Origin of the sequence: Pseudomonas sp. 3-2, assembly GCF_019710535.1 — a bacterium.
GTDB lineage: Bacteria > Pseudomonadota > Gammaproteobacteria > Pseudomonadales > Pseudomonadaceae > Aquipseudomonas > Aquipseudomonas pharyngis.
This window is the reverse complement of record NZ_CP081200.1, coordinates 2,787,624-2,800,143: the sequence shown is the minus strand read 5'-3', so window position 1 is coordinate 2,800,143 and position 12,520 is coordinate 2,787,624. Positions and strand designations below refer to the sequence as shown.

Below are 12,520 nucleotides of genomic sequence, written 5' to 3'. Positions count from 1 at the left end.
AAAGTATGATGGGCGAGTGCCATCCGAAGGCGCATCTTTGTTCAACGGTGACTGCACACAATGAGAATCGGTATGACGAACGAGCAGGAGCGCGTCATCGAGGACGGTCCAGGCCGCGCGGGTGACGCGGTCATGCCGGCGCCGGGGATCGACTCGATCATCGACAGCATCCCGGCCATGGTCGCCTTCATGACGCCGTCCGGTGAGCTGGAACAGGTGAACCGGCAAATCATGGAGTACATCGGCGCCCCGCTGCATGAACTGAAAAACTGGCAGGCCAGCGAGACCGTGCACCCGGACGACCTGCCCTCGGTCATCGCTGCCTGGATGCACTCGGTCAGTACCGGCACGCCCTATGAGAACGAGCACCGGATTCGCCGCGCCGACGGTGTCTATCGCTGGTTCCATGTGCGCGGCCTGCCGATCAGAGACAGCGAAGGCACCATCACCCGCTGGTGCGTGCTGCAGGTCGATATCGATGAGCGCCGCCGGGACAAGGCCTTGATCGCCAGTGCCCTGGCTGAAGTCAGCGCGTCGGAAGAACGTCTGCGCGGGATCATCGACGCCGTCCCCGGTTTTGTCTGGAGCGCCTCGCCGGAAGGCAACGTCGGCTTCGTCAATCAGCGCTGGTGCGACTACACCGGCATGTCCGTCGAACAAGCCTGCGGTGACGGCTGGACGGCGTCCATCCACCCCGACGACGCGCCGGGCCTGGCGGTTTATTGGCAAGGGATTCTGCAATCGGGCAGCGCTGGCGAGTACGAGGCCCGACTGAAGCGCTTCGATGGCGTTTACCGCTGGTTCCTGATCCGCGCCGTGCCCCAGCGTGATGACACGGGGCGGATCGTGCGCTGGTATGGCGAAAACACCGACATCGAAGACCGCAAACGGGCGGAAGTCTTTTTGGCCAAGGCCCAACGCCTGAGCGCCACCGGTACGTTTTCCTGGCGGGTGAGCACCGACGAGATCACCTGGTCGGACGAGGTCTACCGCATCCTCGAACTGGACCCGGACACGCCGCCCGGCTTCGAGGCGATCTATCGCCGCGTGCATCCGGACGACATCTCCAGCCATCGGGAAATGATCAAGCGCCAACGCCGCAAGGGGCGTGACTTCGAACACGAACATCGACTGCTGATGCCCGACGGCACGGTGAAATACGTGCGGCTGGTGGCGCACTCGATCGCCCATGCGCCGGACGGCTTCGAATACATCGCCGCCCTGCAGGACATCACCCAGCGCCGGCTCGCCGAAGAGGTCCTGAGCAAGGCGCGCTCGGAACTGACGCACCTGGCCAGGGTCGCCAGCCTTGGCGCGGTCACGGCGTCGATTGCCCACGAGGTCAATCAACCGCTGGCCGGCATCATCACCAACGCCAGCACCTGCCTGCGCATGCTCGGTGCGGATCCGCCGAATGTCGACGGCGCCAGGGAAACCGCGCGCCGCACCATTCGCGACGGCAACCGTGCGGCCGATGTGATCAATCGACTGCGGGCGTTGTTCTCGAAAAAAAGCATCACCCTTGAAAACGTCAATCTGAATGACGCGGCACGGGAAGTCATCGCCATGCTGCTGGGCGAGCTGCAACGCAACGGCGTGGTGCTGCATCCGCAATTTGCCGAGGCCCTGCCGCTGGTCAGAGGTGATCGGGTTCAGCTTCAACAGGTGATCCTTAACCTGATCATGAATGCCGCCGAGGCCATGAGTGCGATCCACGGCCGGCCCCGGCAATTGATCGTCAGCACCGGTCTGGGCTCGGACGAGAGCGTTTACCTGGCGGTGAAGGACAGCGGCAACGGCGTCGATCCGCAGGACATCGAGCGCATTTTCAATGCGTTCTACACCACCAAAAGCTCGGGCATGGGGGTCGGTCTGTCCATCAGTCGCTCGATCATCGAGCGCCACGATGGGAAGCTGTGGGCCAGCGCCAACGACGGCCCGGGTACGACGTTTACCTTTGCCATCCCGCATTCGACGGACTTGCCGCAAACCGATAACCGCGACCTCGCCGATCGCACCGTGGAGAATGATTGATGGGTACGCATTTGCTCGTATCGGTGGTCGATGACGACGAATCGGTTCGTGAATCACTACCTGACCTGATCAAGGAGTTCGGCTTCGCCGTCCAGGCGTTTGCCTCGGCGCAGGCGTTTCTGGCATCGCCCTATCTGGACCTGACCCATTGCCTGATTCTCGACGTGGCCATGCCCGGCATGTCGGGACCTGATCTGCAACGGGAGCTGCTTCGGCGTGACTATCGCATTCCGGTGATTTTCATCACCGCGCACGGCGATGCCAGCGAACAGGCGAAGCTGCTGAACAGTGGCGCCGTGGAGTGCCTGTTCAAACCGTTCAGCGAAGCCCAATTGCTCAAGGCCCTGAGTGCCGCCCTGCCCCTCGATTGAGCGTGAAGCCGAACAGAACAAGGAAACGACATGTTGAACGCGAACAACGCAATCGCCCCTTCCCGTGGAGCATTACCGATGAGTGATGTCACGCCCGTCGTATTCGTTGTCGATGACGACATTTCCGTGCGCGAGTCGCTGGAGCTGATGATCCGCTTCGCCGGTTGGCAGCCACGGCTGTTCGAGTCCGCGCAGGATTTTCTCGACGCGCCCCGGGCGCTGGTGCCCAGTTGTCTGGTGCTGGACATCAACCTGCCCGACCTGAACGGCCTGGATCTGCAGACCGCGCTGGCCGATGAGCGCCACAACATGCCGATCATCTTCATCACCGGCTACGGCGATATTCCGCGCACGGTGCGGGCCCTGAAGGCCGGTGCGGTGGAGTTTCTGACCAAGCCGTTCAACGACGAGGTGATCCTCAGCGCCATGGCCGATGCGCTGCAAAGCAGCCGTGTGGCGCTTGAGGGGGAAAAGAATCTGCGCGCACTGCTCGCGGCCTACAAGACCCTGACGCCGCGCGAGCAGGAGATCATGGCTTCGGTGGTCAGCGGGCGGCTGAACAAACTGATTGCCGCCGACCTCAACATCAGCGAAATCACCGTCAAGGCCCATCGCGGCAAGGTCATGCGCAAAATGAAGGCCCGCTCGCTGGCGGATCTGGTGAAAATGGCCGCGCTCATTACGCCGGAGTAGCGGGCAGGCTCTGCCAGAAGCTTTCCAGCCGACGCAGATCAAGGCTGTCGAAGCCTTCCGACGCCCGCTCGCGGCAGGCACCGAGCAACGCCCGGGCCTGATCCGGTTGACCCTGTTCAAGCCAGAACCGGGCCAGATCCATCGATGACCGCAACTCCCACGCCCAGGCGCCCTGCTCGCGACTCAGCGCAATGGAATCCTCAAGAACCGCCAACATGGCCTGCTCATCATCGGCCTGGATAACCTTGAGAATACCGGCCTTGATTCGCAACAACTCCGGCAGCGCAAAGGCATCACCGCTTCGGCGGCAGTGATCGATGGTGCCGTCGACCAGGGTCAGTGCCTTTGGGTGTTGACCCACCAGCATCAGGCCTTCGGCCAGTGCGATTTCAAATGAGGTCGTCAGCAGCTCGTAACGCATGCCCCGCAACCGCGCCAGACTTTCCTCCAGCATGGCAACTGCTTCGCCGGGCTCCTCGGCGCGGATGGCGATCGCCGCGCGCAACCCGTGGCAGGCGGCAATGTAGGGGCCCAGTGCGTTGGTTTCGGCGACAGCACTGAACCGTTCGAGACTGGCAGTTGCCTTGGCAAGATCGCCGGTCCAGATATAGATGCACAAGATCCAGACCATGGCGATGCAGTAAGTGACCGGATGCTGCAGCGCGAATGCTTCGGCCTCGATCTGCTCGGCCAAGCGCCGGGCCTGATCGGGATAGCCCTGCAGCCAGAGTGACCGCGCCAGCGCCAGCCCCGTGCGATTACGGTGATCGAAGCCGTAATAAATCGTGTTGCTGGGATGGGACGGCAAACTGTTGCGCAACGAACTTTCCAGTTCCTGGCGGGCCAGACGCTGATTGCCGAGCAGATGATGGGAGATGCCGGTCAGCGATGCGGCAATCGCGATGGCGGCGGGCTCGTTGAGGATGTTGCCGACCACCGCGGCCTGCTCCGCCCAGGCCAGCGACGACGGGAAATCACCGATGCGCTCGTAGAAAATCTGCAAGCGGCCCAGCAGCCGCAATTGTGAGCCGTAGTCGTTCAACGCGACTGCAATGTCTTGGGCTCGGAGCAAGGCTTTTTCCGCGGCTTCACTGTTGCCTCGGGTGAACATCAGCACCAGACCGAGCGCGGCTTGCAGTTCCATTTCGGTGGGCGTGCCGTAGTACCCCAGCTCCAGCAGTTCCACCGCCCGGGAACACCAGGTGCGGCACTCGACCAGCAAGGAAAAATGCAGGAACAACGGCGCGCTCGCAGCCGCCAGCGGCAACGCCAGTCCCGGATCGCCGTGGGGGCCGAAGCTCCATTCCAGCGCACCGCGAACGTTGCCCAACTGGCTGGCCAGACGCGCCGAGTGGCGGAAAATTTCGTCGGGCGCAGTCCCCAGATGGCCGAGCAAATCCATGTAAAACGCCGCGTGCCGGAACGCCAGCGCATTGACCTCGGCTTCTCCCCGAGCCGCCAGTTTTTCCCGGGCGTAGGCACGCGTCATCTCCAGCAAGCGATACGAATCCGTCGAGTCGCTGTGATCGACCGTGACCAGCCCCTTGCACACCAGATCATCGAGAATCGCAGCCGCCGCTGCGCTCTCGTGTTGCGATTCGGCCACCACCTGAGCGGCGGCTTCCTGGGAAAACGGCCCGACGAAGACCGAAAACCGCTCCAGCGCCAGACGCTCCTGCGGCGACAGCAGGTCATAGCTCCAGTCGAGCATGGCGCGCAGGGTCTGATGCCGTGGCACGGCAGTTCTGCGCCCCGACCAGCCCAGCGAGAAGCGCTCGCCAAGCAGCGCGTGGGTGGCCTTCAATCCGTGGCTGGCGACCCGCATCGCCGCCAGTTCGATCGGCAGCGCCATGCCCTCCAGCCGCTGGCAAATGTCCGCAATCATTTGCCCTCCGCCCGCTTCCAGCAAGAGCGCGGCATTGCTCGACGACGCGCGTTCGACAAACAGCTTGATGGCCGGGAATGCCAGCAACTCCGCAACCGAGAGGTGTTGCGGCTCACGGGGAAATTCCAGCGGATTGAGCCAGTGCACGTATTCGCCACGCACCCGCAGCGGCTCGCGACTGGTGGCCAGAACCCCGACCTCCGGCGCGGTGTCGCTGATCTGCTCCAGGAGGGTCGACACCGCGTCGATCAGGTGTTCGCAGTTGTCGATCACCAGCATCAGCCGCTGCTCACGCAAATGCGCGAGCAGGACAAACAGCGGGTCTTCCGCCTGCACCGGGATGTCCAGCGATCGGGCCAGCGCCGACGGTACCAGCGCGCAGTCTTCCACTTGCGCCAGATCGACGAAACTGACGCGCTCATAGCCCTGGGCGGCGATGCGGTGCGCCACTTCGATGGCCAGGCTGGTCTTGCCGACGCCGCCGGGGCCGACGATGGTGAACAGCCTCGGTTGCTGCATATGGTCGATGACCAGTTGCAGGTCGGTCTCGCGGCCGATCAGTTTCGCCCGGGGCGGCAGACTGCAGACGCCCTCGGCAGTTCGGGTCGCGATGGGCGCCGGTGGCACAGCAGTCTGTTTTCTTTCCAGCGGCGCGACGAAGGCATAACCCACGCCCACCTGGGTCGCGATGTAACGCGCCTGTTCCTCGCCATCGCCGAGAATCCGCCGCAGGCCGGTCATGTGAAAGCGCAGGCTGCCTTCGGCCACCACGCTGTCGGGCCAAACCTTGTCGATCAGGTCGTACTTGGACAGCACCCGCCCCGGTTGCTCGAGCAAGGCGATCAGCAGATCCAGCGCCCGCCCGCCGATCTCGACCGCCACCCCGTTGCGGGTCAGCAGCCGTTTGCCTGGAACGACACAGAACGGACCGAAAATGAATTGGGTCGTGAGGGATTCGTGCAATGCGTCCGGAAAAGACTCCACGAGGATCGATCTCTCTAAAAACGTAGGGGGCGGCGCCGGTTACAAGCCACCGACGCAGGCCCTTTGCATGATAGGAGTTTTGCATGGTCGTTCAAGCGCGATGAGCGGCGCTCGGTGATTGACCTGAACCTGCAGCCCCTCAATGTGATCGATAAGTGGCAGAATCCCCGCAACTGATGAATTCGGAGACCCCCAATGCTTCGCCTGTTTGAACAACGGCTCGACCCCTTCCCGCCCGACGAAGCGCCGCCACCGCCGGTCGGTCTGGCGCGGTTCCTGTGGGCCTGCACCCGCGGCGCTCGCGGTTATATCCTCGCGCTGGCGCTGCTCAGTGCCGGTGTGTCGATCTACGAAGCCTGGTTGTTTTCCTTTCTGGGTCAGGTCGTGGATCTGCTCTCGACCTGGCAGGCCGGCGGCGATGCAAATGGCCAGGAGAGCCGCGTGCTGTGGGGCATCGGCCTCGTGCTGCTGACCAGTGTCGGGCTGGTGGCGCTGCGCACCATGGTTCAGCATCAGGTCTTGGCGATCAATTTGCCGTTGCGTCTGCGCTGGGATTTTCATCGGCTGATGCTGCGGCAGAGCCTTTCATTCTTTTCCGACGAGTTTTCCGGCCGGGTCACGACCAAGGTGATGCAGACCGCACTGGCGGTGCGCGAAGTGCTGTTCACCGTCATCGAGATCGCACCGGGCATTGGCGTCTATTTCATTGCGATCATCGCCCTGGCCGGCGGTTTCGCCCTGAAACTCATGCTGCCGTTCATTGCCTGGGTCGCGCTGTTCGGGCTGGCGATGCTGTATTTCGTACCGCGCCTGGGCCAGGTCGGACAAGAGCAGGCCCATGCGCGGTCGTCGATGACGGGCCGGGTTTCGGACGCCTACACCAACATCACCACCGTCAAACTGTTCTCCCACTCCAAACGTGAAGCGCACTTTGCGCGGGCGGCGATGGAGGATTTCAAGCAGACCGGTTTCCGCCAGATGCGTCTGGTCAGCCAGTTCGAGATCGTCAATCAGGCGCTGGTGGTCGGGCTGATCATGGGCGCCGGCGGCTACGCCTTGTGGCTGTGGCATCAGGGCGAAGTCGGCACCGGGGCCGTGGCGGCGATCACGGCCATGGCGCTGCGCATCAACGGCATGTCGCACTGGATCATGTGGCAGATGACGTCGCTGTTCGAAAACATCGGCACGGTGCAGGACGGCATGGGCACCCTGACCCGTGGCCCCAAGGTGCAGGATGCGCCGGACGCCGGGGTGCTGGTACCTTCCGGCGGTGCCGTGGAATTCGACAACGTTAGCTTCAACTACAACGGCGAACGCCAGGTGCTCGACGGCTTGAGCCTGAGCATCCGACCGGGGGAAAAAATCGGTCTGGTGGGCCGTTCCGGTGCCGGTAAATCCACGCTGATCAACCTGCTGCTGCGCTTCTATGACGTGGATCGCGGCGAGATTCGCATCGACGGCCAGAACATCGCGCAAGTAACCCAGGACAGTCTGCGCAGCGCGATCGGCATGGTCACTCAGGACACGTCCCTGCTGCATCGCTCCATCCGCGACAACATCGCCTACGGCCGACCGGACGCGACCGACGAACAGATCCAGCGTGCTGCGTCGAACGCCCAGGCCGCCGGCTTCATCAACCAGCTCAGCGACCGCCAGGGCCACACCGGCTATGACACGCTGGTGGGCGAACGCGGCATCAAGCTTTCCGGTGGTCAGCGCCAACGCATCGCCATCGCCCGGGTGATGCTCAAAAACGCGCCGATCCTTCTACTGGACGAAGCGACAAGCGCCCTGGATTCCGAAGTCGAAGTCGCCATTCAGGAAAGCCTCGATGAAATGATGCAGGGCAAGACTGTCATCGCCATCGCCCATCGACTGTCGACGATTGCGGCGATGGATCGACTGATTGTCATGGATGAAGGGCGCATCATCGAGCAAGGCACCCACACCGAACTGCTGGCCAAAAACGGCACCTATGCGCGACTTTGGCAGCATCAGAGTGGCGGGTTTCTGGGTGAGGATCAGGGGCTGACCGAGGCGATGGATCAGGCGTAAACGGTGCTGCCCCGGTACTGCCGGGGCAGAAGACGAGGGCTCAGGCGCTCGGGTGGGTGTGGTAGATCTTGCTGACGATCGTCCACTTACCGTCTACCTTCAGCAGGTTGAAGAAGTCGGTGAAACGGAACCCCGACACGTTGTCGGTATCGACCCGGGCACTCGCAGCCGTGCCGACGATATCGATGCGAACGATGGCGGCTTCGGCTTCGGGGGATGGACGGAACGCGCTGTCGATGACGTCATACAGATTCTGGATCGCGCCGCCGACGAGCTTGCCGTCGTCAACCCCGAACATGGTCGCCTGCGCATTGAACGCGGGCTTCATCAAGGCGCTGTCAGCCTTTGCTCCACCTTCGTTGTACTGGCTGAGCACTTCGACGATTGCGTTGTATTCCTGCACGTAAGTTGGATGACTCATGATGAACTCCTGTTTGCTGTGAATGTTTTTTCAATCAATCCGCCCTGCGCCGATCCGGTTCAGGGCGCACAAATCAATGGTCAGCCGTTGGCCAGTCGGTGTAGCCCTTGGCGCCGCCGCCGTAGTAGCTCTCGCGTGGCGCGATGGTCAGTTCGGTGCCCCGACGCAGGCGCTCCACGAGGTCGGGGTTGGAAATGAACAGGCGCCCGAACGCCACCGCGTCAATCCGGCCCTGCGCCCGGCGCTTCAATGCCATCTCGAGGTCGTAGTTGTTATTGCCTATGAAGGGGCCTTCGAACTGCGCGCTCAATGCATCCAGATCAACGCCATCAGGAACCGTACGCGAGGTCGCGGTGGCGCCTTCGACGAAGTGCAGATAGGCCAGATTGAGTCGGTTGAGCTGCTGAATCAGATATCCGTAAGTCGCCATGACATTGCTGTCGGGAGGCGTGTTTCCGGCATCGGGCGTGACCGGCGAAAGACGAATGCCGACGCGGTCGCTGCCCCAGATCGAAATCACCGCTTCAGTGACTTCAAGGGTCAGTCGGGCGCGGTTCTCAATGGTGCCGCCGTACCGGTCAGTGCGCTGATTGGTCGAGTCACGCAGAAACTGGTCGAGCAGATAGCTGTTCGCCGAATGAACCTCCACGCCATCGAAACCGGCACGCCTGGCATTTTCAGCGGCGCGCTTGTATTGCTCAATGATGCCGGGAATCTCCGAAGTCTCCAGCGCCCGGGGCGTCGACACTTCGACAAAGCCGTTCTCGGTGTAGGTGCTGCCTTCTGCCTTGATTGCCGAGGGCGCAACGGGAGCGGCACCGTCGGGCTGTAACTCGACGCTGGAAAAACGCCCCACGTGCCACAACTGGCTGACAATCCTGCCACCTGCGGCATGGACGGCGTCCGTGACTTTTCTCCAGCCCGCCACCTGCGCGTCCGACCAGATCCCCGGCGTCATGGCGTAGCCGCGCCCCTGCGCCGAAATGTTTGTAGCTTCGGCAATGATCAAGCCGGCACTCGCGCGCTGTGCGTAGTAAGTAGCGTGCAGTTCGTTCGGAACACCGTCTTCAGCCATCCGGCTGCGAGTCACGGGCGCCATGACAATCCGGTTGGCCAATTGCAGGGCGCCCATTTGCATGGGAGAAAAAAGATCCGTGTTGCGACTGTTATCAATCATGTTGCATACCTTCAATATCAGACCGGTCGTCTAGTAACTTGATGAAAAAAATCGCCTGTACATCAGCAGGCGTTTACTCGTGCAGCGCCGTCAGTGCTCCTTGTGATCGTCAGGCCTTTTGTACGTCCGGGCGGGTACGCGAAGGCTCAAGAGTCACCCTCTCCCACTTGGCGATCACCAGGGGCGCAATCGCATTGCCCAACACATTCAGGGTGGTGGTGCCGCTGTCGATAATCCTGAAGATACCGGCGATCAGTGCCACGCCCTCCAGCGGGAGACCGGCAGACGCCAACGTGGCCGACAGGATGACGATGGCGAATCCAGGCACCCCGGCAGCACCTTTAGAGGTCAGCACCATGGTCACCACCAGCAGAATTTCCTGAGAAAGCGACAGATCGATTCCATAAAGCTGGGCGATGAAAATTGTCGCCACGCCGAGGAAGATCGACGCGCCATCGAGGTTGAACGCGTACCCCACTGGCACCACAAAACTGACAATGCGCCGTGGTACGCCGTAGTTCTCCAGCTTGCTCATCAACTGCGGCATGACCGCTGCAGAGGCAGCACTGGAGAACGCAAGAATCAACTCGTCGCGGAAATACCTGATCAACTTGAAGATGTTCTCGCCGATCAGGTAACTGATTCCTCCGAGTACCACCAATGCAAAGACGATCAGCGCCAGATAGACCACTCCAATCAACTTGAGCAAGGGCAGCAAAGAGGCAAAGCCGAAGGTCGCGACGGTCGCACCGATCATGCCGAACACCCCTATCGGGGCATAGGCCATGACGATCGAGACGATCCTGAACATCGCATCTGAAATGCCTTGGACCAGCGCAACCACAGGTGCACTTTTCTCCCTGGGCAATGCGTTGAGCGCGACACCGAACAACACCGCGAAGAACAGCACCGAAAGCAACTTCGCCTCGGACATCGCCACCAGAACGTTATCCGGAACGATGTTTTGCATAATCACGAGCGCGCCCTTCGAAGGCTCCATCGTGATGGCGGCAGCACCGTGTGCGATGCCCGAAATATCGGTGCCCGTACCGGGTTCGAAAAGGTTCGCGAAACACAGGCCGATCACGATGGCCAGACCGGTGATCGCAAAGAAATAGCCCAGCGACTTGATGCCCATCCGGCCGAACGACTTGTTATCCCCGCCTCCGGCGATACCCAGGATCATGCAACAGAACACGATAGGCACGACCACCATCTTCATCATCTTGATGAAGATATCGCCAAGCGGTTTCAGGATCTCCGTGCTGACCCACGACTGATACTGCGGATGGGTATTGAAGTACCAACCAACGAGCACGCCAAGCAACAGCCCGGCAACGATTTGCCACACCAGGGGAATACGTTTCATGTCTAGCCTTCTTGTTGGAATGAAAGGACTGCATCAATCGGCAGTTGCTAGAGTCATGAGCTTCCAGCTCACTTGAGATCAAATGGCACAACGCCGTTGTGCCATTGCGTTTCTTACTTGGCGAAGAGCTGACTCATATCTTTGAAGGCCTTGAATTCGAGGGCATTGCCGCAAGGGTCGAACAGGAACATGGTGGCTTGCTCGCCAACCTGTCCTTTGAATCGAATGTAAGGTTCGATCACAAATTCGGTACCGAAAGACTTGAGGCGCTCTGCCAGCGCTTCCCACTCTTCCCATCCCAGGATGATGCCGAAGTGAGGAACAGGAACGTCGTGCCCGTCGACCGGGTTGCTGTGAACGCTTTCCTGAGACGCGGTTTTCGGGTGCTCGTGAATCACCAGTTGGTGCCCGTAAAAGTTGAAGTCGACCCACTGGTTGCTGGAACGCCCCTCTTCCAGGCCGAAGACTTCACCGTAAAAAGTGCGGGCTGCGGCCAGGTTGTAAACGGGGATGGCGAGGTGAAAGGGTGAAAGGCTCATCAGGACTCCGATACGTTTTTTGTGGTTGATGAGCACATCGTAGGGCGACACTGACAGCAAAAAAATCAATATATATTTCTCAGAAACACAACTAATATTTGTGAATGATCAAAGAACTCAAGACCCTTATTGCCGTCGCCCGGGAAGGCACTTTCGCTGCGGCCGGCAACCGGATCGGCCTCACCCAGGCAGCGGTGAGTGCCCAGATTCAACGTCTGGAAGCCGAACTTGGCTTTGAAATATTCGACAGAAAAGGACGTTCGGCCCACCTCAACAGGATGGGCCAGCAAGTCCTGCTTCAGGCGCAGGAGCTGCTTCGTCTTTACGACAACCTGGGATCGACCACCGTCGGTCTTTCCACCAGCATTCTGGTCAACGTCGGCGCAATCGCCTCAGTCCAGCGATCGTTTCTCCCGGACGCACTCGCCAGGTTTCACCAGCAGTGCCCGGAATGCCGAACGCGTGTCGTGCCCGGTCTTTCCATGGAGCTGGTGAACCTGGTGGATACTGGCGAAATCGACATGGCGGCGATCATTCGGCCGCCCTTCTCGCTTCAAAGCGATCTGCGCTGGACCACGCTGGCGCTTGAGCCCTACCGTCTGATCGTGCCCAAGGACGTACCGGGAGAAGACTGGATCGAACTGCTCTCAAGCCTGCCGTTCATTCGCTATGACCGCTCCTCCTTCGGCGGCAGGCAGGTCGATCGTTTCCTGCGACAGATGCATTTCACTTTGCGTGAAGTCTCTGAGCTGGATGAGCTGGAGGCCATCATCAGGCTGGTGGAAAATGGCGTAGGGGTCGCGCTCGTGCCGCAGACGGCCACCCATCAGCAATGGCCGTCAGGTGTGCGGGCGCTTGATCTCGGCCAACACACCTTCCATCGTGATATCGGACTGGTGCACAGGCCTCGGCGAAGTTTCACCGAGCCTGTCAGGACATTGGCTGAACTTATTCTCGAGCAATTCAAGGTGGCGGCTGAGTGAGGGTCGATG

General features: G+C 61.0%; 10 protein-coding genes. 5 read left to right on the top strand and 5 right to left on the bottom strand.

Going from position 1 to position 12,520, the window contains the following annotated elements; translation table 11 throughout:
* Positions 1–72: 72 nt before the first annotated feature.
* From K3819_RS12640 to K3819_RS12630, 3 genes are all read left to right on the top strand, one after another.
* Positions 73–2,034, top strand: a complete 1,962-nt coding sequence (locus K3819_RS12640) for a PAS domain-containing sensor histidine kinase (RefSeq protein ID WP_235375911.1) — start codon at positions 73–75, stop codon at positions 2,032–2,034.
* Positions 2,034–2,405 (top strand): response regulator, encoded by a 372-nt coding sequence (locus tag K3819_RS12635; protein ID WP_039771030.1) that lies wholly within the window; start codon positions 2,034–2,036, stop codon positions 2,403–2,405. The genes K3819_RS12640 and K3819_RS12635 overlap by 1 nt, the downstream gene beginning before the upstream one ends.
* Positions 2,406–2,483: 78 nt before the next feature.
* The gene (locus tag K3819_RS12630) at positions 2,484–3,098 is read left to right on the top strand and encodes a response regulator transcription factor (protein ID WP_085610207.1); all 615 of its coding nucleotides are present in this window, start codon (positions 2,484–2,486) and stop codon (positions 3,096–3,098) included.
* On the opposite strand, the gene K3819_RS12625 is transcribed toward K3819_RS12630, so the two are convergent.
* Positions 3,085–5,967 carry a winged helix-turn-helix domain-containing protein gene (locus tag K3819_RS12625; RefSeq protein WP_221399432.1) on the bottom strand — a complete coding sequence of 961 codons (2,883 nt, stop codon included), beginning with the start codon at positions 5,965–5,967 and terminating at the stop codon, positions 3,085–3,087. The genes K3819_RS12630 and K3819_RS12625 overlap by 14 nt on opposite strands.
* Positions 5,968–6,162: 195 nt before the next feature.
* Between K3819_RS12625 and K3819_RS12620 the strand changes: the two genes are divergently transcribed.
* The gene (locus tag K3819_RS12620) at positions 6,163–8,022 is read left to right on the top strand and encodes an ABC transporter ATP-binding protein (RefSeq protein WP_085610205.1); all 1,860 of its coding nucleotides are present in this window, start codon (positions 6,163–6,165) and stop codon (positions 8,020–8,022) included.
* 40 nt (positions 8,023–8,062) lie between these two features.
* Here K3819_RS12620 and K3819_RS12615 read toward each other — a convergent pair whose 3' ends face one another.
* From K3819_RS12615 to K3819_RS12600, 4 genes are all read right to left on the bottom strand, one after another.
* Complete coding sequence (locus K3819_RS12615; protein ID WP_039771019.1) at positions 8,063–8,443, bottom strand: nuclear transport factor 2 family protein; 381 nt, start codon at positions 8,441–8,443, stop codon at positions 8,063–8,065.
* Between the two features lie 73 nt (positions 8,444–8,516).
* Positions 8,517–9,620, bottom strand: coding sequence for an alkene reductase (locus K3819_RS12610; protein WP_085649170.1), 1,104 nt, complete (start codon positions 9,618–9,620; stop codon positions 8,517–8,519).
* 109 nt (positions 9,621–9,729) lie between these two features.
* Positions 9,730–10,989, bottom strand: coding sequence for a cation:dicarboxylate symporter family transporter (locus K3819_RS12605; protein ID WP_221399431.1), 1,260 nt, complete (start codon positions 10,987–10,989; stop codon positions 9,730–9,732).
* A 113-nt stretch (positions 10,990–11,102) separates the two neighbouring features.
* A complete protein-coding gene (locus K3819_RS12600) occupies positions 11,103–11,528 on the bottom strand; it encodes a VOC family protein (protein ID WP_011333668.1) in 426 nt (141 codons plus the stop codon).
* A gap of 104 nt (positions 11,529–11,632) precedes the next feature.
* Between K3819_RS12600 and K3819_RS12595 the strand changes: the two genes are divergently transcribed.
* A complete protein-coding gene (locus K3819_RS12595; protein WP_064595608.1) occupies positions 11,633–12,511 on the top strand; it encodes a LysR substrate-binding domain-containing protein in 879 nt (292 codons plus the stop codon).
* The last annotated feature ends 9 nt before the right edge of the window (positions 12,512–12,520 follow it).